Origin of the sequence: Enterobacter cloacae complex sp. ECL411, assembly GCF_021869665.1 — a bacterium.
Lineage (GTDB): Bacteria > Pseudomonadota > Gammaproteobacteria > Enterobacterales > Enterobacteriaceae > Enterobacter > Enterobacter intestinihominis.
Genome location: NZ_CP091487.1, coordinates 227,615 through 246,750, shown reverse-complemented (window position 1 = coordinate 246,750; position 19,136 = coordinate 227,615). Strand labels below are relative to the sequence as shown.

The following is a 19,136-nucleotide window of genomic DNA, read 5'->3' as shown; positions in this document are numbered from 1 at the left end:
GGGAAGGAGGGAGTGACCATCTCATTAAATAAAGCACGCTAAGCCGGTTGCAGCGGTCGTAGCGGCCTGAACTTGCCCGCGCCGATCTTGGCGCTGCTGCGCCAGAGGTAATCGCCGGTGAGGTTGATGTGCTCCCAACCGAGCGGCGACAGGTACTGCAACAGCGCGTCATCAATGGCATGGCCGTTGCCACGCAGCGCGTGCGCAGCCCGTTCCAGATAGACCGTGTTCCACAACACGACGGCAGCCGTTACCAGATTGAGGCCGCTAGCCCGGTAGCGCTGCTGCTCGAAACTGCGGTCGCGGATTTCACCCAGGCGGTTGAAAAACACTGCCCTGGCCAGCGCATTGCGCGCCTCGCCCTTGTTCAGGCCGGCATGCACGCGGCGGCGCAGTTCCACGCTTTGCAGCCAGTCCAGGATGAACAGCGTGCGCTCGATGCGGCCCAGCTCGCGGAGCGCCACGGCCAGGCCGTTCTGGCGTGGGTAGCTGCCGAGCTTTCGGAGCATCAGGGAGGCCGTCACCGTGCCCTGCTTGATCGAGGTGGCCAGCCGCAGGATTTCGTCCCAATGGGCGCGGACGTGCTTGATGTTGAGCGTGCCGCCGATCATGGGTTTCAGCGCGTCATAGGCGGCGTCGCCCTTCGGGATGTAGAGCTTGGTGTCGCCCAGGTCGCGGATGCGCGGCGCGAAGCGGAAGCCCAGGAGGTGCATCAGGGCGAAGACGTGATCGGTGAAGCCCGCCGTGTCGGTGTAATGCTCCTCGATCCGCAAGTCGGACTCGTGGTACAGCAGGCCGTCGAGCACGTAGGTCGAATCGCGCACGCCGACGTTCACGACCTTGGTGTGAAATGGCGCGTACTGGTCAGAAATGTGGGTGTAGAACGTCCGCCCTGGGCTGCTCCCGTATTTCGGGTTGATGTGGCCGGTGCTCTCGGCCTTGCTGCCGGTGCGGAAGTTCTGGCCGTCCGACGATGAGGTGGTGCCGTCGCCCCAGTGCTCGGCGAAGGGATGGCGGAACTGTGCGTTGACCAGATCGGCCAGCGCCGCCCCGTAGGTTTCGTCGCGGATGTGCCAGGCTTGCAGCCAAGCCAGCTTGGCGTAGGTCGTGCCGGGGCAAGACTCCGCCATCTTGGTCAGGCCCAGGTTGATCGCGTCGGCGAGGATCGTGGTCAGCAACAGGTTCTTGTCTTTGGCCGGGTCGCCCGATTTCAGATGCGCGAAATGCCGAGTGAAGCCCGTCCATTCGTCCACCTCCAGCAGCAGTTCGGTGATCTTGACGTGCGGCAGGATCATTGCCGTCTGGTCGATCAGCGCTTGGGCGGTGTCGGGTACCGCCGCGTCGAGCGGCGTGATCTTCAAGCCTGACTCGGTGATGATGGCGTCCGGCAGCTCGTTGGCCGTCGCCATACGGTTGACGGTGGCAAGCTGTGTTTCCAGCAGCGTCAGCCGGTCGTTCAGGTACCGGTTGCAGTCGGTGGCCACGGCCAGCGGCAATTCGCTGGCCTGCTTGAGGCTGGCGAATTTCGCGGGCGGCACCAGGTAGTCCTCGAAGTCCTTGAACTGGCGCGACCCCTGCACCCAGATGTCGCCGGAACGCAACGCGTTCTTCATCTCCGACAGCGCGCACAGTTCGTAGTAGCGCCGGTCGATGCCGGTGTCGGTCATGACCAGCTTCTGCCAGCGCGGCTTGATGAACTCGGTCGGCGCGTCGGCGGGCACCTTGCGGGCGTTGTCGCTGTTCATGCCGCGCAGCACCTCGATGGCGTCGAGCACGTCCTTCGCGGCGGGAGCGGCCCGCAGCTTGAGCACGGCAAGGAATTCCGGCGCGTAGCGGCGCAGCGTGGCGTAGCTTTCGCCGATGCGGTGCAGGAAATCGAAGTCCTCGGGCTGCGCAAGCTTCTGCGCTTCGGTGACGCTCTCGGCGAAGGCATCCCAGGACATGACGGCCTCGATGGCGGCGAACGGATCGCGGCCCGCCTGCTTGGCCTCGATCAGCGCCTGGCCGATGCGGCCGAACAGCCGCACCTTGGCGTTGATCGCCTTGCCGGACGCCTGGAATTGCTGCTGATGCTTGTTCTTGGCGGCGTTGAACAGCTTGCCCAGGATGCGGTCGTGCAGGTCGATGATTTCGTCGGTGACGGTGGCCATGCCCTCGATGGCAAGCGCCACCAGGGTGGCATAGCGTCGCTGCGCCTCGAACTTGGCCAGGTCGGCGGGCGTCATCTGGCCACCCTCACGGGCGATCTTGAGCAGGCGGTTCTGGTGCACCGACCGCTCGATGCCAGAAGGCAGGTCGAGCGCCTGCCACGCTTTGAGGCGTTCGATGTGTTCCAGCATGTGCCGCGAATTCGGTTTGACGGGCGATTGGCGCAGCCAGGCCAGCCAGGTCGTTTTGCCGTTGTCCCGACGCTTGAGCAGATCGTCGAGGCGGCGGCGATGCGCGTCCGACAGCGGTTCGGCCAAGGCATCGTAGATGCGCCGGTTGGCGCGGGTGATTGCTTCGGCGCTCGCCCGCTCGACGGCGTTGAGGGCAGGCAGAATGACCGACTGCTGCCGCAGGTGCTCGATCAAGGTGCTGGCCAGCACGATGCCCTTGTCGGTCTGCAAGGCCATCTCGGTCAGCAACTGGACGGCCTGCCGGTAGTGGCCCATGGTAAAGGGCTGGAAGCCGAACACCGTTTGCAGTTCGACCAGGTGCTCGCGCCGGGTCTGCTCCCGCTGCCCGTATTCGTCCCAGCTTTCGACGCTGACCTTGAGCTGGTCGGCGACCAGTTTCAACAAGGGCGGAAACGGCGGCTCATCGACGCCCAGGATGACACCAGGAAAGCGCAGGTAACAGAGCTGCACGGCGAAGCCCAGCCGGTTGGCCGGGCCGCGCCGCTGCCGGATGATGGAGAGGTCGGTTTCGCTGAACGTGTAGTGACGGATCAACTCATCCTTGGTGTCCGGCAACGCCAGCAGGCTTTCGCGCTCGGCGGCGGACAGGATTGAACGACGTGGCATATTTACTGATCCGTTCTCAAGTATTGATACAGGGTTTCGCGACTGATTCCGAATTCACGAGCCAGCTTGGCACTGTTGCAAAGTTAGCGATGAGGCAGCCTTTTGTCTTATTCAAAGGCCTTACATTTCAAAAACTCTGCTTACCAGGCGCATTTCGCCCAGGGGATCACCATAATAAAATGCTGAGGCCTGGCCTTTGCGTAGTGCACGCATCACCTCAATACCTTTGATGGTGGCGTAAGCCGTCTTCATGGATTTAAATCCCAGCGTGGCGCCGATTATCCGTTTCAGTTTGCCATGATCGCATTCAATCACGTTGTTCCGGTACTTAATCTGTCGGTGTTCAACGTCAGACGGGCACCGGCCTTCGCGTTTGAGCAGAGCAAGCGCGCGACCATAGGCGGGCGCTTTATCCGTGTTGATGAATCGCGGGATCTGCCACTTCTTCACGTTGTTGAGGATTTTACCCAGAAACCGGTATGCAGCTTTGCTGTTACGACGGGAGGAGAGATAAAAATCGACAGTGCGGCCCCGGCTGTCGACGGCCCGGTACAGATACGCCCAGCGGCCATTGACCTTCACGTAGGTTTCATCCATGTGCCACGGGCAAAGATCGGAAGGGTTACGCCAGTACCAGCGCAGCCGTTTTTCCATTTCAGGCGCATAACGCTGAACCCAGCGGTAAATCGTGGAGTGATCGACATTCACTCCGCGTTCAGCCAGCATCTCCTGCAGCTCACGGTAACTGATGCCGTATTTGCAGTACCAGCGTACGGCCCACAGAATGATGTCACGCTGAAAATGCCGGCCTTTGAATGGGTTCATGTGCAGCTCCATCAGCAAAAGGGGATGATAAGTTTATCACCACCGACTATTTGCAACAGTGCCCGGCAGCGCATCAAGCGGTGAGTGCACTCCGGCACCGCCAACTTTCAGCACATGCGTGTAAATCATCGTCGTAGAGACGTCGGAATGGCCGAGCAGATCCTGCACGGTTCGAATGTCGTAACCGCTGCGGAGCAAGGCCGTCGCGAACGAGTGGCGGAGGGTGTGCGGTGTGGCGGGCTTCGTGATGCCTGCTTGTTCTACGGCACGTTTGAAGGCGCGCTGAAAGGTCTGGTCATACATGTGATGGCGACGCACGACACCGCTCCGTGGATCGGTCGAATGCGTGTGCTGCGCAAAAACCCAGAACCACGGCCAGGAATGCCCGGCGCGCGGATACTTCCGCTCAAGGGCGTCGGGAAGCGCAACGCCGCTGCGGCCCTCGGCCTGGTCCTTCAGCCACCATGCCCGTGCACGCGACAGCTGCTCGCGCAGGCTGGGTGCCAAGCTCTCGGGTAACATCAAGGCCCGATCCTTGGAGCCCTTGCCCTCCCGCACGATGATCGTGCCGTGATCGAAATCCAGATCCTTGACCCGCAGTTGCAAACCCTCACTGATCCGCATGCCCGTTCCATACAGAAGCTGGGCGAACAAACGATGCTCGCCTTCCAGAAAACCGAGGATGCGAACCACTTCATCCGGGGTCAGCACCACCGGCAAGCGCCGCGACGGCCGAGGTCTTCCGATCTCCTGAAGCCAGGGCAGATCCGTGCACAGCACCTTGCCGTAGAAGAACAGCAAGGCCGCCAATGCCTGACGATGCGTGGAGACCGAAACCTTGCGCTCGTTCGCCAGCCAGGACAGAAATGCCTCGACTTCGCTGCTGCCCAAGGTTGCCGGGTGACGCACACCGTGGAAACGGATGAAGGCACGAACCCAGTTGACATAAGCCTGTTCGGTTGGTAACCTGTAATGCAAGTAGCGTATGCGCTCACGCAACTGGTCCAGAACCTTGACCGAACGCAGCGGTGGTAACGGCGCAGTGGCGGTTTTCATGGCTTGTTATGACTGTTTTTTTGTACAGTCTATGCCTCGGGCATCCAAGCAGCAAGCGCGTTACGCCGTGGGTCGATGTTTGATGTTATGGAGCAGCAACGATGTTACGCAGCAACGATGTTACGCAGCAGGGCAGTCGCCCTAAAACAAAGTTAGGCATCACAAAGTACAGCATCGTGACCAACAGCAACGATTCCGTCACACTGCGCCTCATGACTGAGCATGACCTTGCGATGCTCTATGAGTGGCTAAATCGATCTCATATCGTCGAGTGGTGGGGCGGAGAAGAAGCACGCCCGACACTTGCTGACGTACAGGAACAGTACTTGCCAAGCGTTTTAGCGCAAGAGTCCGTCACTCCATACATTGCAATGCTGAATGGAGAGCCGATTGGGTATGCCCAGTCGTACGTTGCTCTTGGAAGCGGGGACGGATGGTGGGAAGAAGAAACCGATCCAGGAGTACGCGGAATAGACCAGTTACTGGCGAATGCATCACAACTGGGCAAAGGCTTGGGAACCAAGCTGGTTCGAGCTCTGGTTGAGTTGCTGTTCAATGATCCCGAGGTCACCAAGATCCAAACGGACCCGTCGCCGAGCAACTTGCGAGCGATCCGATGCTACGAGAAAGCGGGGTTTGAGAGGCAAGGTACCGTAACCACCCCAGATGGTCCAGCCGTGTACATGGTTCAAACACGCCAGGCATTCGAGCGAACACGCAGTGATGCCTAACCCTTCCATCGAGGGGGACGTCCAAGGGCTGGCGCCCTTGGCCGCCCCTCATGTCAAACGTTAGGCGTCATGCATGAACCACACCGTCCCCGCAGAGGTATCCGCTCAGGTGCGGATAGTCGTCGACGTCATAAAGTCACATTTGGAGCCTGTGCTTCTTGCCATTTGTCAATGGCCATTAATTTTGACCCACCTTTGGCCAATAAAATTGACCCACCCTTGCACGTTTAACCCGTTGTTTTCTGTTTCAGCCGATAGCTCTCTCCTCCCAGCATAAAGATGTGTGAGTGATGGATGATTCGGTCGATGATCGGTACTGCCACGTTGTCGTCGTGGAAGAACTCGCCCCAGCAGGTGAAGTCCTTGTTGGTGGTCAGGATGATAGACCGGTATTCGTACAGACTGTTGATCAGCTGGAACAGGTTGTAGCGGGCCTGCCGGGTCATGGGCAGGTAGCCCAGCTCATCGATGATCAAGAGGTCGACCTTGCTCAGCTGGCTGATTTTCTTTTTCAGCTCGCCCTTCATTTCTGCCAGCTCCAGTTCTTCCACCAACTCCAGCGCGGTGCGAAACAATACCCGGTATCCGGCCTCGACGGCCTTGTGGCCAATCCCGATGGCCAGGTGGGTCTTGCCCACGCCTGGCGGGCCGATGAAGATCACGTTGTTGCGCTCGTCGATGAACCGGAAGTCCAGCAGGCTGTTGATCTGGCGCTTGCTGATGGTGGTCTGGTGGCGATAGTCAAAGCCCTCCAGATGCTTGTGCGCAGGAAAGCCTGCCGTCTTGTAATTGCGCTGTACCCGGTTGGCCTGACGCTGCTGGAGTTCGTATTCAGCCAGTCGCTGTGCAAAGCTCAGGAACGACATTTCACTGGCTTCGGCCTCGGCCAGTAACTGGGCGAGCTCTGCGGCGATGGAGGTCATGCGCAGGCTACGGTACTGGGCGGCAGTCTGTTCAAGCATGCCCATGGGTCACCTCCTGGCCAGTCGAGCGGCCAAGCTGTCGGTATGCACTCAAGTCCAGCTCTGACGGAGCCTCTGGCACGGGCTCAGGCAGACGCTCACGCCGGCTGGCCAGCTGGGTGGCCACCAGATACGCTTCGATCTGTCGGGCGGTCAGGCCCGGCTTCTGGCTCAGGTTCAACAGCATGTCCCGTTCAACAGGTGCGTGCTTACTCAGCAGGTTGCGTACTGCGAACAGTTGATCCTTATAGACCTTGGGCAAGGATCTCCGCAACTGATCACACAAGGCCAGGCTGAGTGCCTCGTCGCCCACCAGTACTTGAATGTCCTGCTCCAGCTGCTGCCGGCGCTGGGCATGGTCACGGTAGTGGTGGGTGTTTTTGATAATCTGACCTTTGCCGCCCGCCAACGCATGCTGGGCAATCACTTCGCCAGTTTGTAGATCAATCACATGCAGCTGGCTGTCGTCTTCCAGCACACCGACACGGCTTTGCTGCCAGGCCATGGGCACAGAGTACTTGTTGGCCTTCCAGGAGATCAGTCCGGTCTTATCCGCCTTGCGGGTCTCACGGGCTTCAGATGTGACGCAAGAGGGTGACAGGTAGGGCTTGAGCAGAGCCTGTTCGTCACGTTCAAAACGCAGCTGAGGTGCCTCACCTGTGGTGCCGTGTGCCCGCACATTGGCGACCTTGTCCAGCCAGTGATGCACATGCTCGCGCAGGTGCTGCTCATCACGGAAGGTCTCGCCGTAAAAGCAGTCCTGCTTGACGTATTTGACGCCCGCTTCAACCTTGCCCTTGCTCTCGGGGTCATAGCCTTCGCAAGCATGGATACGAAAGCCGGCTGTGGTGGCGTACTGATGAAAACGCTCGTTGAGGGTCAGCTCCCGGTATTTCTCCTCAATCACCACCAGCTTGGTCTGGTCGTACACCAGCTCTTCAGGCATGCCGCCAAAGTAGCGCAGCGCTTCGTCATGCAGCTGGATGAACTGCCGGGTATCCAGCGGCTTAAACGACAGGCCCACATACATCAGCCGCGAGTACGCCAGCACAAACACAACAAAGTGCACCACTGTTTCCACGCCACCAATCAGCACGTTACGCAGCTCGCCCGGGTCAACCTGGCACTGCACACCCGGCACCTCATCAACCACCGGCTCGTAATATCGGTGCTGACCGGTTGCAACCTCTTCCTTCAGCGCGCTGACGTAACGACGAATACTGCGCTCGGAGGTCGGCAGCTCACCCAGTTTCTCCTTGAGCTTGCGGGCAATCTTGACTGCACTGAGCCCGGGAAAGCTGGCCAGCAAGCTGATCAGGTATCCCCGGTAGGTGTCGAGCTGTTTGCTGCGGACAGGGTTATCCAGCTTGCGGGCAGTGGTTGTTTCATCCTGACGCAGATACTTGCGCACGCTGTTGCGCGAGATGCCCAGCTCCCGGCTGATGGCCCGAATGGAAAGTCCTTTGCCATCGTCATGTAATGATTTTATTTTGTGTATCACGTTCCACCTCATCATCAGAACGGTTCCCGGCCTGCCAAAAGGCTGGGAACCCTATCTGCATTTCTGGCCGGTTGGCCACCTTGGGGTGGGTCAAAATTAATGGCCAGGGCACTGTTGCAAAGTTAGCGATGAGGCAGCCTTTTGTCTTATTCAAAGGCCTTACATTTCAAAAACTCTGCTTACCAGGCGCATTTCGCCCAGGGGATCACCATAATAAAATGCTGAGGCCTGGCCTTTGCGTAGTGCACGCATCACCTCAATACCTTTGATGGTGGCGTAAGCCGTCTTCATGGATTTAAATCCCAGCGTGGCGCCGATTATCCGTTTCAGTTTGCCATGATCGCATTCAATCACGTTGTTCCGGTACTTAATCTGTCGGTGTTCAACGTCAGACGGGCACCGGCCTTCGCGTTTGAGCAGAGCAAGCGCGCGACCATAGGCGGGCGCTTTATCCGTGTTGATGAATCGCGGGATCTGCCACTTCTTCACGTTGTTGAGGATTTTACCCAGAAACCGGTATGCAGCTTTGCTGTTACGACGGGAGGAGAGATAAAAATCGACAGTGCGGCCCCGGCTGTCGACGGCCCGGTACAGATACGCCCAGCGGCCATTGACCTTCACGTAGGTTTCATCCATGTGCCACGGGCAAAGATCGGAAGGGTTACGCCAGTACCAGCGCAGCCGTTTTTCCATTTCAGGCGCATAACGCTGAACCCAGCGGTAAATCGTGGAGTGATCGACATTCACTCCGCGTTCAGCCAGCATCTCCTGCAGCTCACGGTAACTGATGCCGTATTTGCAGTACCAGCGTACGGCCCACAGAATGATGTCACGCTGAAAATGCCGGCCTTTGAATGGGTTCATGTGCAGCTCCATCAGCAAAAGGGGATGATAAGTTTATCACCACCGACTATTTGCAACAGTGCCCCCGAACGGACGTTAGATTTCGAGTTCTAGGCGTTCTGCGATGAAGGTTGGATCCCAGCCGGGATTGAAAGTGTCGACGTGGGTGAATCCGAGCCGCTCGTATAGGCCACGCAGGTTCGGGTGGCAGTCGAGCCGCAGCTTGGCGCACCCCTGCGTTCGCGCGGCATGGCGGCAAGCCTCGATCAGCGCGGAGCTGACACCCCGGCCCGCATGTGTCCGTCGCACCGCGAGCTTGTGCAGATATGCGGCCTCCCCCTTGAGGGCGTCGGGCCAGAACTCGGGATCCTCGGCCGACAAGGTGCAACAGCCGACGATGCCGTCGCTGCAACTCGCGACTAGGAGCTCGGATCTCAGGACGAAGGTCTCCGCGAATGTCCGGTCGATCCGCGCGACGTCCCAGGCGGGCGTTCCCTTGGCGGACATCCACGCCGCAGCGTCGTGCATCAGCCGCACAACCTCGTCGATATCACCCGAGCAGGCGACCCGAACGTTCGGAGGCTCCTCGCTGTCCATTCGCTCCCCTGGCGCGGTATGAACCGCCGCCTCATAGTGCAGTTTGATCCTGACGAGCCCAGCATGTCTGCGCCCACCTTCGCGGAACCTGACCAGGGTCCGCTAGCGGGCGGCCGGAAGGTGAATGCTAGGCATGATCTAACCCTCGGTCTCTGGCGTCGCGACTGCGAAATTTCGCGAGGGTTTCCGAGAAGGTGATTGCGCTTCGCAGATCTCCAGGCGCGTGGGTGCGGACGTAGTCAGCGCCATTGCCGATCGCGTGAAGTTCCGCCGCAAGGCTCGCTGGACCCAGATCCTTTACAGGAAGGCCAACGGTGGCGCCCAAGAAGGATTTCCGCGACACCGAGACCAATAGCGGAAGCCCCAACGCCGACTTCAGCTTTTGAAGGTTCGACAGCACGTGCAGCGATGTTTCCGGTGCGGGGCTCAAGAAAAATCCCATCCCCGGATCGAGGATGAGCCGGTCGGCAGCGACCCCGCTCCGTCGCAAGGCGGAAACCCGCGCCTCGAAGAACCGCACAATCTCGTCGAGCGCGTCTTCGGGTCGAAGGTGACCGGTGCGGGTGGCGATGCCATCCCGCTGCGCTGAGTGCATAACCACCAGCCTGCAGTCCGCCTCAGCAATATCGGGATAGAGCGCAGGGTCAGGAAATCCTTGGATATCGTTCAGGTAGCCCACGCCGCGCTTGAGCGCATAGCGCTGGGTTTCCGGTTGGAAGCTGTCGATTGAAACACGGTGCATCTGATCGGACAGGGCGTCTAAGAGCGGCGCAATACGTCTGATCTCATCGGCCGGCGATACAGGCCTCGCGTCCGGATGGCTGGCGGCCGGTCCGACATCCACGACGTCTGATCCGACTCGCAGCATTTCGATCGCCGCGGTGACAGCGCCGGCGGGGTCTAGCCGCCGGCTCTCATCGAAGAAGGAGTCCTCGGTGAGATTCAGAATGCCGAACACCGTCACCATGGCGTCGGCCTCCGCAGCGACTTCCACGATGGGGATCGGGCGAGCAAAAAGGCAGCAATTATGAGCCCCATACCTACAAAGCCCCACGCATCAAGCTTTTGCCCATGAAGCAACCAGGCAATGGCTGTAATTATGACGACGCCGAGTCCCGACCAGACTGCATAAGCAACACCGACAGGGATGGATTTCAGAACCAGAGAAAGAAAATAAAATGCGATGCCATAACCGATTATGACAACGGCGGAAGGGGCAAGCTTAGTAAAGCCCTCGGTGCGGCGGACATTATCCGCGAACAGGCTGAACAGCACGGCATTGCGCGGGTAACGGATGTCTGGCTGGAAGTCGGCGCACTGGCGGATGTTGAGGAGAGTGCACTGCATTTCTGTTTTGATATCGCCTGCCGTGATACCGTGGCGCAGGGCTGCACACTGCATATTGATGTTATCCCGGCACAGGCATGGTGCTGGGATTGCAGCCGTGAGGCCGAAATCATGCAGCACGCCGGATGCTGTCCGCACTGCGGCAGTGAACGGCTGCGCATCAGTGAAGGTGATGATTTGCGGGTAAAAAGCCTGGAAGGTGAGTGAGTTTTACGCCGCCGCCGTATTCAGCAGCCAGCGGGCGAATTGCTGCATGGCCGGGGTTTCCGTACGGGACTGTAACCGCGTCAGCCAGTAGCCGCCGAGGGTGATTTCTGCGGCAAACGGCTGTACCAGTGCGCCTGACTGTAACAGGCGGCTGAACATACATACCGGTGCGATCGCTACCCCGGCACCCAGTTGTGCCGCCTCGGCCATGGCCAGTGAGGTATCGAACACCATTACCGGCTGTGACGGGGAAGGCGGTGTGCCGCCCGCACAATCCAGCCAGCGGCTCCATTCATCCCGGCGGAATGAGCGCAGCAGGGTAAAGCGGTGAACATCATCCGGCTGCTGTAACTGTTCTGCAATGGCCGGTGAGCACAGCGGAGCGTGTGGTGCACTGAAAATCAGTTCCGCATCTGACTCATGCCACGCGCCGTTACCGAAACGGATCGTATAATCATGCCCTTCCGCCGCCGGGTCCACATGATTGTTATGGGTGGAGATATGCAGATCAATATGCGGATGGCTGTCATAGAATCCGGCCAGACGCGGCAGCAGCCAGCCTGCGGCAAATGTTCCCACCGCACCGACTTTCACCCGCTCACGGAACTGCCCGTGAGAAAAACACTCCAGAGTATCCGCAATCCGGTCAAACGCCTCATTGAGCACCGGCAGTAATCCCTCACCTTCATGGGTCAGCACCAGCCCGCGCGAGACGCGGGTAAACAGCACACAGCCGAGTTGTTCTTCCAGCGCCCTGACCTGCTGGCTGACGGCGGCATGGGTGACATTCAGCTCAATCGCCGCGCGGGTAAAACTGAGATGACGGGCGGCGGCCTCAAAGGCGCGCAGCGGGTTAAGGGGGAGATAACGTCTGACCATAATCCACCTGTAAGTTTTTCTTTAGGCTCTTGTTATAAATAACCGTTTGTTCTGTCCGGTGAATCTGACGATACTTGCCGCCGTTACTCACACACGGAAGGTTAATTCTGATGAAAAAATCGTTATCTGCAACACTGATTTCCGCTCTGCTGGCGTTTTCCGCCCCGGGGTTTTCTGCCGCTGATAATGTCGCGGCGGTGGTGGACAGCACCATTAAACCGCTGATGGCACAGCAGGATATTCCCGGGATGGCGGTTGCCGTCTCCGTAAAGGGTAAGCCCTATTATTTCAATTATGGTTTTGCCGATATTCAGGCAAAACAGCCGGTCACTGAAAATACACTATTTGAGCTCGGATCTGTAAGTAAAACTTTCACAGGTGTGCTGGGTGCGGTTTCTGTGGCGAAAAAAGAGATGGCGCTGAATGATCCGGCGGCAAAATACCAGCCGGAGCTGGCTCTGCCGCAGTGGAAGGGGATCACATTGCTGGATCTGGCTACCTATACCGCAGGCGGACTGCCGTTACAGGTGCCGGATGCGGTAAAAAGCCGTGCGGATCTGCTGAATTTCTATCAGCAGTGGCAGCCGTCCCGGAAACCGGGCGATATGCGTCTGTATGCAAACAGCAGTATCGGCCTGTTTGGTGCTCTGACCGCAAACGCGGCGGGGATGCCGTATGAGCAGTTGCTGACTGCACGGATCCTGGCACCGCTGGGGTTATCTCACACCTTTATTACTGTGCCGGAAAGTGCGCAAAGCCAGTATGCGTACGGTTATAAAAACAAAAAACCGGTCCGCGTGTCGCCGGGACAGCTTGATGCGGAATCTTACGGCGTGAAATCCGCCTCAAAAGATATGCTGCGCTGGGCGGAAATGAATATGGAGCCGTCACGGGCCGGTAATGCGGATCTGGAAATGGCAATGTATCTCGCCCAGACCCGCTACTATAAAACCGCCGCGATTAACCAGGGGCTGGGCTGGGAAATGTATGACTGGCCGCAGCAGAAAGATATGATCATTAACGGTGTGACCAACGAGGTCGCATTGCAGCCGCATCCGGTAACAGACAACCAGGTTCAGCCGTATAACCGTGCTTCCTGGGTGCATAAAACGGGCGCAACAACTGGTTTCGGCGCCTATGTCGCCTTTATTCCGGAAAAACAGGTGGCGATTGTGATTCTGGCGAATAAAAACTACCCGAATACCGAAAGAGTCAAAGCTGCACAGGCTATTTTGAGTGCACTGGAATAATTTTTTTCCTGAACAGGCCCCTGCGGATACGCCGGGGCCGTAATTTAAGATTATTCCTTATGCAATAATTTGCTTTATGGGCTGTTTTATGGAGGATGAGAGTATCGGGCACTGACAGCTTCCGGCTGAACCGGATTTCACTGTGTGCTGCGGCAAACTGATGTCAGTCTCAACACACAGAGGAAAATGTTGTCATGGACGTTCTGCGTTTTATCCTCCGCTTACCTTTTATTTTGCTGCGTCTGGCGGCTCGCAGTCTTGTTTATCTCTTTACTCTGCTGGGTTTTCTGCTGCGCCCGTTCACCGGACGGATCCGCTGGGCGGTGCCGGGCTGGGTGACCTTTGCCGGTAATCAGCTTGCCCGGCTGGAGCGGGGGGGCAACCGCTATCCGAAAACCATATCTGCCTTATTATTACTGACTGCTGCGGTGGCAGCGGGCAGTTATTACACCTGGCACTGGTATCAGAACAAACCGAAGCCGGTGGATGTTGCGCCGCTGGTGGTGCAGGATATTTCCGCGTCTGTGCAGCGCCCTTCGGCGGTTAATTATAACCGTGATGATAATTCAGCGCAGATTGTGGTGGTGACATTCTCCCGCTCTGCCGCACCGGTAACGCTGATCGGTAAACCGGTCACCGCCGGTATTACCCTGACCCCCGCAATGGAAGGTGAGTGGCAGTGGCGTAATGACCGTAAGCTGGTATTCACGGCGAAAAAAACCTTCCCGATGGGGAAAACCTACACCGTCGATATGGATGCCAAAACACTGCTGGCTCCGCAGGTGGCGTTAACAGAGAAACAAAAAACCTTTACCACCCCTGAGTTTTATTATCGCGGCGGCCGGGCGGAGTTCTATCAGGATCCGCAAGATCCGATGAAAAAACACGCCATTATCGGCCTGACCTTCAATGCCCCCGCTGATGTCAAAAATCTGGAATCGCGTCTGTCTATGACCCGTGACGGCAAGCCGGTGCCGTATACCGTCACTGTAATGAACTGTTGTCATTTATGCTGACGCCCGTGCCGGGAGGCATTGATGTCCCAACCCAGCAGCTCGGCGAACAAAGCTGTAATTTATTATTTAGCCTGATTGCCGGTGAGAAAGGTTTACAAAATATCACCGTGGGTACACAAATATCGTTAGCCGACTCACTGGTATAAAAACTGGGGCATAACAATGCCCCAGTGCATTTTAGAATGCGTAATTCACACCGATACCTGCATAATGGAGTCTGTCGCTTTCACCTTCATTTCTATTGGTAGCGATCCCATGACACAAGAGACTACTCTGCCGCAAATTAACTGGGGGAATGTTGACTAAATGTTGCTTGCTTTTGTTGTTTCGGATATCAGGGTTGATTACCTGAATAGCGTTTCGACAATTTTGTCGCTGCCCGGCTCAACAAAGGTTCCAATACTAACGCCAGCAACATTTTTAGCGGACGTCGGGCCACGGACTTCACCGCCCACCCTGCTACCCCAGCCGGGCCATAGCGCAGCGCAGTCAGTAGCACCAGCTTACCTGCTATTTTAATGCCCGGCTTAACCCTTTGCCCGGCACGTTGCCAGCGATTATTCATTTCTAACCTCACAATTGGCGGAAGCGGCTGCGTAATGTAAAAGTATCAGACGTTACATAACGCTCCATCTCACGCAAACGCTTTTCACTTGCAGCCAGTTCACGATCGACAGCATCCAATAGCTCACCGCTTGATGGCTGCTGTTCTCCGGAAACCACGTTGTCTGGCATCGGATCCAACACAAACGTCAGTACGATGTAGGCGACAAAGGTGAAAAAGGCCAGACCAAAAAAGATGGACAGCACCACCAGGATCCGCACCAGTTTCACAGGAACATCGAGATAATGCGCAATACCCGCGCAAACCCCTTTCACCATGCCCTGCTGCGGTATACGCCACAGTTTTTTATTCAGATTAACGCCCCCCATTAGCGGTCCCTCCAGTTTGGATGTTCAGCATCAAGGATGTCTTCCAGCGCTTGAATGCGCTCACGCATCCGCTGTGCGTCCTGGTTAAGTTCTACCAGACGCTGTTGTTCACTTTGCGCCAGCTCGCCGCGACTGGAACGATTGCTGTAATGCAGCCAGAGCCAAATCGGTAAGACGAACAGCACAAAGATGGTTAACGGGATGGCCAGAAATAGCGCGCTCATGAGTACTCCTTACAGGTGATGAGCGGCGGCGCGTTCGGGCACCGCCAGATATTATTATTGCTTGTCTTGCTGCATTTTGGCTTTCAATTGCGCCAACTGCTCGCTGATTTCATCATCTGCTTTCAGGTCAGCAAATTGCTGATCCAAAGACTTCTGCTTACCGAAGTTATGGCTTTCAGCTTCAGCTTCCATTTGATCGATACGACGCTCAAAAGATTCAAAGCGAGCCATCGCTTCATCCAGTTTGCCGCTGTCCAGTTGACGACGAACATCACGGGAAGAACTCGCCGCCTGATGGCGCAACATCAATGCCTGCTGACGAGCACGGGTTTCACTGAGTTTGTTTTCCAGTTCACCGATCTCTTTTTTCATACGCGCCAGCGTATCGTCAACCAGCGTCACCTCATGCTCCAGGGAGGCAATCAGGTCAGTCAGTTTCTGCTTTTCGATTAACGCAGAACGCGCCAAATCTTCTTTTTCTTTACGCAGCGCCAGCTCTGCTTTTTCCTGCCACTCTGCCTGTTGGGCGCTGGCCTGTTCAATACGACGCGATAACTGTTTCTTTTCTGCCAGCGCGCGTGCGGAGTTGGAGCGCACCTCAACCAGCGTGTCTTCCATTTCCTGGATCATCAACCGCACCAGCTTCTGCGGATCTTCAGCCTTTTCCAGCAACGCATTAATGTTGGCGTTCACGATGTCGGCAAAACGAGAAAAAATACCCATAATGTAATCCTCACTTACTGTTCTGATATCGGGCAATGCCCTGCTGCTGTTCTAATGCACTTCGCATGCCAACTTTTTAATTCATTGAAATATTTGAAAATAACTAATTTTACCTGTCGGGATAAATAGGGTAAATTGGTGAATAACACTAACAAATGGTGAATTTCATCATGGCAGGATACAAAGATAATCTGCTGGGCGAAGCGAACAGCTTTATTGAAGTGCTGGAGCAGGTTTCTCGTCTCGCGCCGCTGGATAAACCTGTGCTGGTCATTGGGGAACGAGGAACAGGGAAAGAGCTTATCGCCAACCGCCTGCACTACCTCTCAACCCGTTGGCAAGGCCCGTTTATTTCACTTAACTGCGCCGCGCTCAACGAAAATTTACTTGATTCCGAACTCTTTGGGCACGAAGCGGGCGCCTTTACCGGCGCGCAGAAACGTCACCCAGGTCGGTTCGAGCGCGCCGATGGCGGCACACTGTTTCTTGATGAACTGGCAACCGCCCCGATGCTGGTACAGGAAAAACTGCTGCGCGTTATTGAGTACGGAGAGCTGGAACGCGTAGGCGGTAGCCAACCTCTGCAGGTCAATGTAAGACTGGTTTGCGCAACCAACGCCGACCTGCCACGCATGGTGAGTGAAGGCACGTTCCGCGCCGACCTGCTGGATCGTCTGGCCTTTGACGTGGTGCAACTTCCCCCGTTACGCGAACGTCAAAGCGATATCATGTTAATGGCTGAACATTTTGCCATTCAGATGTGCCGTGAGATCGGGTTACCGTTGTTTCCTGGGTTCACCGATGAGGCCAAAGAAACGCTCCTCCACTACCGTTGGCCGGGCAATATTCGTGAACTGAAAAACGTCGTGGAGCGTTCGGTATACCGACACGGGACCAGCGATTACCCACTGAATGAGATTGTGATTGACCCGTTCAGGCGTCACGCCGCACCGCCGCTGGCGCAAGAAACCAGACATACATCAGTAACCCTACCGCTGGATCTGCGTGAATTCCAACAGCAGCAGGAGAAGGAATTTTTGCAAACCAGCTTACAGCAGGCGAAATTTAATCAGAAAAAAGCCGCTGAATTATTAGGTCTGACCTACCATCAACTCCGCGCATTACTGAAGAAACACCAAATTTAGCGTGCAGGGGCAGACGTTGGACGCGAGAGTTAAAACAGTTTACCATGTTGCAATCACTGTATAAAAAAACAGGTTAATCATGATGACTCTGGCGTTAGTTGGCGAAAAAATTGACAGAAACAGGTTCACCGGTGAAAAAGTTGAAAATAGCACATTTTTCAACTGTGATTTTTCGGGTGCCGACCTTAGCGGCACTGAATTTATTGGCTGCCAGTTTTATGATCGAGAAAGTCAGAAAGGATGTAATTTTAGTCGCGCTAACCTGAAAGATGCCATTTTCAAAAGTTGTGATCTCTCCATGGCTGATTTCAGGAATATCAATGCGCTGGGAATCGAAATTCGCCACTGCCGGGCACAAGGGTCAGATTTTCGCGGCGCAAGTTTTATGAATATGATCACCACCCGCACCTGGTTTTGTAGCGCCTATATCACCAATACCAACTTAAGCTACGCCAACTTTTCAAAAGTCGTACTGGAAAAGTGCGAGCTGTGGGAAAACCGCTGGATGGGTACTCAGGTGCTGGGCGCAACGTTCAGTGGATCAGACCTCTCTGGCGGCGAGTTTTCATCCTTCGACTGGCGAGCAGCAAACGTTACGCACTGTGATTTGACCAATTCGGAACTGGGCGATTTAGATATCCGCGGGGTTGATTTGCAAGGCGTCAAACTGGACAGCTACCAGGCATCGTTGCTCCTGGAACGTCTTGGTATCGCTGTCATGGGTTAATGTTCAGGGAGCGGTATATGCCGCCCCCTGCCCTTATACAATATTGTCCGGGCTGGCTTTCCCCCTCAGACGTTTCGACTTCGGGGGCATAAACGTCAGAGGGTTCCGGTCCCCCCGTCAGAACACCATACCTGACCGGATGTATAGCTGTTCTCTTCAGCCGCTAAAGTGACATACAGCGGAGCAATTTCTACCGGTTGGCCAGGGCGACCAAGCGGCGCATTTGCACCAAATTTCTCAATTTTTTCCTGTGGTTGGCCGCCGCAGCACTGCAATACCGTCCAGTACGGCCCAGGCGCGACAGCATTTACACGGATCCCTTTAGGGGCCAGTTGCTTCGCCAGCGATTTAGTAAATGCCACTATCGCCGCCTTGGTCTGAGCATAATCAAGCAGGATCTCACTCGGCTCATAAGCCTGTACCGATGAGGTGTTAATAATCACGCTGTCTCGGGAGAAATGGGGAATAGCCGCCTTGGTGATCCAAAACATGGCGTAGACATTGGTCTTGAATGTCGCATCAAATTCTTCTGTGGTGAGGTCTTCGATCGATTCACAAAATTGCTGACGGCCTGCGTTATTCACCAGGATATCCAACCCTCCCAGCGCGTCTACCGCCTGTTTTACCAGATGGTTACAAAAAGTTTCGTCACGAATATCGCCGGGAATCGCCGCAACTTTTCTCCCAGCTTTTTTTATCAACTCAACAACCTCACGAGCATCGTCCTCTTCTTCAGGTAAATAATTAATCGCGACATCGGCGCCTTCGCGGGCATAGGCAATGGCAACAGCACGCCCAATACCTGAATCACCACCGGTAATTAATACCTTGCGACCATTTAACCTGCCGCTTCCCTGATAGCTTTGTTCGCCATGATCGGGGCGCGGTTGCATTTTTCCGGCGAGCCCCGGAAAAGGTTGTTTTTGATGTGGAAAAGGCGGCTGCGGAAAACGCTCTGAATTAGTTTTATTGGTGGTCTGTTTTCCTTTATTTAGGTCAGTCATTCAATCACCTCTCGTGAGTCATCATTCATCGCAAAGACTAATAAGCGTAGAACAAAATGAATGACATGGTCTTTATAATTTACCTACCACTTAATTTTCTCCTAATATTAACCTGGCTCTCACGACGATAACTTCACATAGCATTGAAATATTTCCTAGGA

The 19,136-nt window shown here is 56.0% G+C and carries 21 protein-coding genes and 2 pseudogenes; 7 read left to right on the top strand and 16 right to left on the bottom strand.

All coding sequences use genetic code 11. The features are described from left to right. Positions 1–38: 38 nt before the first annotated feature. The 4 genes and pseudogenes from L3069_RS24110 to intI1 form a co-directional block, all read right to left on the bottom strand. Positions 39–3,005 (bottom strand): Tn3 family transposase, encoded by a 2,967-nt coding sequence (locus L3069_RS24110; RefSeq protein WP_042863651.1) that lies wholly within the window; start codon positions 3,003–3,005, stop codon positions 39–41. A gap of 2 nt (positions 3,006–3,007) precedes the next feature. After that, positions 3,008–3,073: pseudogene (locus tag L3069_RS24105) on the bottom strand (helix-turn-helix domain-containing protein); the annotation flags it as partial. 52 nt (positions 3,074–3,125) lie between these two features. Continuing rightward, on the bottom strand, positions 3,126–3,830 hold the full coding sequence (locus L3069_RS24100) for an IS6-like element IS26 family transposase (RefSeq protein WP_001067855.1): 705 nt from the start codon (positions 3,828–3,830) through the stop codon (positions 3,126–3,128). A gap of 36 nt (positions 3,831–3,866) precedes the next feature. Beyond that, positions 3,867–4,886, bottom strand: coding sequence for a class 1 integron integrase IntI1 (intI1, locus tag L3069_RS24095; RefSeq protein WP_236901919.1), 1,020 nt, complete (start codon positions 4,884–4,886; stop codon positions 3,867–3,869). A 176-nt stretch (positions 4,887–5,062) separates the two neighbouring features. On the opposite strand from intI1, the gene L3069_RS24090 reads away from it, so the two are divergent. Then, on the top strand, positions 5,063–5,617 hold the full coding sequence (locus tag L3069_RS24090; protein WP_032488579.1) for an aminoglycoside N-acetyltransferase AAC(6')-Ib3: 555 nt from the start codon (positions 5,063–5,065) through the stop codon (positions 5,615–5,617). Positions 5,618–5,844: 227 nt separating this feature from the next. On the opposite strand, the gene istB is transcribed toward L3069_RS24090, so the two are convergent. The 6 genes from istB to L3069_RS24060 all read right to left on the bottom strand — a co-directional run bounded on the left by istB (position 5,845) and on the right by L3069_RS24060 (position 10,816). Then, positions 5,845–6,585 carry an IS21-like element helper ATPase IstB gene (gene istB / locus L3069_RS24085; protein WP_012695455.1) on the bottom strand — a complete coding sequence of 247 codons (741 nt, stop codon included), beginning with the start codon at positions 6,583–6,585 and terminating at the stop codon, positions 5,845–5,847. Continuing rightward, a complete protein-coding gene (gene istA / locus L3069_RS24080) occupies positions 6,572–8,080 on the bottom strand; it encodes an IS21-like element ISCfr8 family transposase (protein ID WP_077249983.1) in 1,509 nt (502 codons plus the stop codon). Before istA ends, istB begins: the two co-directional genes overlap by 14 nt. A 159-nt stretch (positions 8,081–8,239) precedes the next feature. Then, positions 8,240–8,944 carry an IS6-like element IS26 family transposase gene (locus tag L3069_RS24075; RefSeq protein WP_001067855.1) on the bottom strand — a complete coding sequence of 235 codons (705 nt, stop codon included), beginning with the start codon at positions 8,942–8,944 and terminating at the stop codon, positions 8,240–8,242. A 75-nt stretch (positions 8,945–9,019) separates the two neighbouring features. Then, on the bottom strand, positions 9,020–9,520 hold the full coding sequence (locus tag L3069_RS24070; protein WP_000376623.1) for a GNAT family N-acetyltransferase: 501 nt from the start codon (positions 9,518–9,520) through the stop codon (positions 9,020–9,022). A gap of 127 nt (positions 9,521–9,647) precedes the next feature. After that, positions 9,648–10,487 carry a sulfonamide-resistant dihydropteroate synthase Sul1 gene (gene sul1, locus L3069_RS24065; RefSeq protein WP_000259031.1) on the bottom strand — a complete coding sequence of 280 codons (840 nt, stop codon included), beginning with the start codon at positions 10,485–10,487 and terminating at the stop codon, positions 9,648–9,650. After that, entirely contained in the window at positions 10,481–10,816 is a 336-nt protein-coding gene (locus L3069_RS24060) for a multidrug efflux SMR transporter (RefSeq protein WP_052238321.1), read from the bottom strand. The genes sul1 and L3069_RS24060 overlap by 7 nt, the downstream gene beginning before the upstream one ends. Between L3069_RS24060 and hypA the strand changes: the two genes are divergently transcribed. Next, positions 10,709–11,074: a hydrogenase maturation nickel metallochaperone HypA gene (gene hypA / locus L3069_RS24055; protein ID WP_025999322.1), complete on the top strand. Its 366-nt coding sequence runs from the start codon at positions 10,709–10,711 to the stop codon at positions 11,072–11,074. The genes L3069_RS24060 and hypA overlap by 108 nt on opposite strands. Positions 11,075–11,077: 3 nt before the next feature. Here the strand turns inward: hypA and ampR are convergent, their stop codons facing one another. Beyond that, positions 11,078–11,953, bottom strand: coding sequence for a LysR family transcriptional regulator AmpR (gene ampR, locus L3069_RS24050; protein ID WP_004193231.1), 876 nt, complete (start codon positions 11,951–11,953; stop codon positions 11,078–11,080). A gap of 110 nt (positions 11,954–12,063) precedes the next feature. On the opposite strand from ampR, the gene L3069_RS24045 reads away from it, so the two are divergent. From L3069_RS24045 to L3069_RS24035, 3 genes and pseudogenes are all read left to right on the top strand, one after another. Further along, a complete protein-coding gene (locus L3069_RS24045) occupies positions 12,064–13,203 on the top strand; it encodes an extended-spectrum class C beta-lactamase DHA-1 (RefSeq protein ID WP_004236386.1) in 1,140 nt (379 codons plus the stop codon). A 194-nt stretch (positions 13,204–13,397) separates the two neighbouring features. Further along, positions 13,398–14,219: a hypothetical protein gene (locus L3069_RS24040; RefSeq protein ID WP_013214003.1), complete on the top strand. Its 822-nt coding sequence runs from the start codon at positions 13,398–13,400 to the stop codon at positions 14,217–14,219. Beyond that, positions 14,177–14,365, top strand: a pseudogene (locus L3069_RS24035) (LacI family transcriptional regulator); the annotation flags it as partial. The gene L3069_RS24040 and the pseudogene L3069_RS24035, both read left to right, overlap by 43 nt. Before the next feature lie 188 nt (positions 14,366–14,553). On the opposite strand, the gene pspD reads toward L3069_RS24035, so the two are convergent. The 4 genes from pspD to pspA are packed head-to-tail and all read right to left on the bottom strand — an operon-like array spanning position 14,554 to position 16,099. Then, positions 14,554–14,784, bottom strand: coding sequence for a phage shock protein PspD (gene pspD / locus L3069_RS24030; RefSeq protein ID WP_004193241.1), 231 nt, complete (start codon positions 14,782–14,784; stop codon positions 14,554–14,556). Between the two features lie 8 nt (positions 14,785–14,792). Beyond that, positions 14,793–15,152, bottom strand: a complete 360-nt coding sequence (gene pspC / locus L3069_RS24025; protein WP_004193243.1) for an envelope stress response membrane protein PspC — start codon at positions 15,150–15,152, stop codon at positions 14,793–14,795. After that, the gene (pspB, locus tag L3069_RS24020; protein ID WP_004193245.1) at positions 15,152–15,376 is read right to left on the bottom strand and encodes an envelope stress response membrane protein PspB; all 225 of its coding nucleotides are present in this window, start codon (positions 15,374–15,376) and stop codon (positions 15,152–15,154) included. Before pspB ends, pspC begins: the two co-directional genes overlap by 1 nt. Positions 15,377–15,430: 54 nt before the next feature. Beyond that, positions 15,431–16,099, bottom strand: a complete 669-nt coding sequence (gene pspA, locus L3069_RS24015; protein ID WP_003020532.1) for a phage shock protein PspA — start codon at positions 16,097–16,099, stop codon at positions 15,431–15,433. Positions 16,100–16,254: 155 nt separating this feature from the next. Here pspA and pspF point away from each other — a divergent pair, with 155 nt between their 5' ends. Both pspF and L3069_RS24005 read left to right on the top strand, forming a co-directional pair. Next, a complete protein-coding gene (gene pspF, locus L3069_RS24010) occupies positions 16,255–17,244 on the top strand; it encodes a phage shock protein operon transcriptional activator (protein WP_017900991.1) in 990 nt (329 codons plus the stop codon). A gap of 82 nt (positions 17,245–17,326) precedes the next feature. Then, positions 17,327–17,971 carry a quinolone resistance pentapeptide repeat protein QnrB4 gene (locus tag L3069_RS24005; protein WP_017900990.1) on the top strand — a complete coding sequence of 215 codons (645 nt, stop codon included), beginning with the start codon at positions 17,327–17,329 and terminating at the stop codon, positions 17,969–17,971. A 95-nt stretch (positions 17,972–18,066) separates the two neighbouring features. Here the strand turns inward: L3069_RS24005 and L3069_RS24000 are convergent, their stop codons facing one another. Next, positions 18,067–18,975: an SDR family oxidoreductase gene (locus L3069_RS24000; RefSeq protein ID WP_004193260.1), complete on the bottom strand. Its 909-nt coding sequence runs from the start codon at positions 18,973–18,975 to the stop codon at positions 18,067–18,069. Positions 18,976–19,136: the final 161 nt, after the last annotated feature.

What these genes read in the sequence shown, in the direction of transcription:
- L3069_RS24100 (WP_001067855.1), bottom strand. Translation starts at nt 3,830, where the DNA reads ATGAACCCATTCAAAGGCCGGCATTTTCAGCGTGACATCATTCTGTGG.
- L3069_RS24070 (WP_000376623.1), bottom strand. Translation starts at nt 9,520, where the DNA reads ATGGACAGCGAGGAGCCTCCGAACGTTCGGGTCGCCTGCTCGGGTGAT.
- L3069_RS24110 (WP_042863651.1), bottom strand. Translation starts at nt 3,005, where the DNA reads ATGCCACGTCGTTCAATCCTGTCCGCCGCCGAGCGCGAAAGCCTGCTG.
- intI1 (WP_236901919.1), bottom strand. Translation starts at nt 4,886, where the DNA reads ATGAAAACCGCCACTGCGCCGTTACCACCGCTGCGTTCGGTCAAGGTT.
- sul1 (WP_000259031.1), bottom strand. Translation starts at nt 10,487, where the DNA reads ATGGTGACGGTGTTCGGCATTCTGAATCTCACCGAGGACTCCTTCTTC.
- pspD (WP_004193241.1), bottom strand. Translation starts at nt 14,784, where the DNA reads ATGAATAATCGCTGGCAACGTGCCGGGCAAAGGGTTAAGCCGGGCATT.
- istB (WP_012695455.1), bottom strand. Translation starts at nt 6,585, where the DNA reads ATGGGCATGCTTGAACAGACTGCCGCCCAGTACCGTAGCCTGCGCATG.
- L3069_RS24005 (WP_017900990.1), top strand. Translation starts at nt 17,327, where the DNA reads ATGACTCTGGCGTTAGTTGGCGAAAAAATTGACAGAAACAGGTTCACC.
- pspA (WP_003020532.1), bottom strand. Translation starts at nt 16,099, where the DNA reads ATGGGTATTTTTTCTCGTTTTGCCGACATCGTGAACGCCAACATTAAT.
- pspF (WP_017900991.1), top strand. Translation starts at nt 16,255, where the DNA reads ATGGTGAATTTCATCATGGCAGGATACAAAGATAATCTGCTGGGCGAA.
- L3069_RS24075 (WP_001067855.1), bottom strand. Translation starts at nt 8,944, where the DNA reads ATGAACCCATTCAAAGGCCGGCATTTTCAGCGTGACATCATTCTGTGG.
- L3069_RS24000 (WP_004193260.1), bottom strand. Translation starts at nt 18,975, where the DNA reads ATGACTGACCTAAATAAAGGAAAACAGACCACCAATAAAACTAATTCA.
- ampR (WP_004193231.1), bottom strand. Translation starts at nt 11,953, where the DNA reads ATGGTCAGACGTTATCTCCCCCTTAACCCGCTGCGCGCCTTTGAGGCC.
- pspB (WP_004193245.1), bottom strand. Translation starts at nt 15,376, where the DNA reads ATGAGCGCGCTATTTCTGGCCATCCCGTTAACCATCTTTGTGCTGTTC.
- pspC (WP_004193243.1), bottom strand. Translation starts at nt 15,152, where the DNA reads ATGGGGGGCGTTAATCTGAATAAAAAACTGTGGCGTATACCGCAGCAG.
- L3069_RS24045 (WP_004236386.1), top strand. Translation starts at nt 12,064, where the DNA reads ATGAAAAAATCGTTATCTGCAACACTGATTTCCGCTCTGCTGGCGTTT.
- L3069_RS24040 (WP_013214003.1), top strand. Translation starts at nt 13,398, where the DNA reads ATGGACGTTCTGCGTTTTATCCTCCGCTTACCTTTTATTTTGCTGCGT.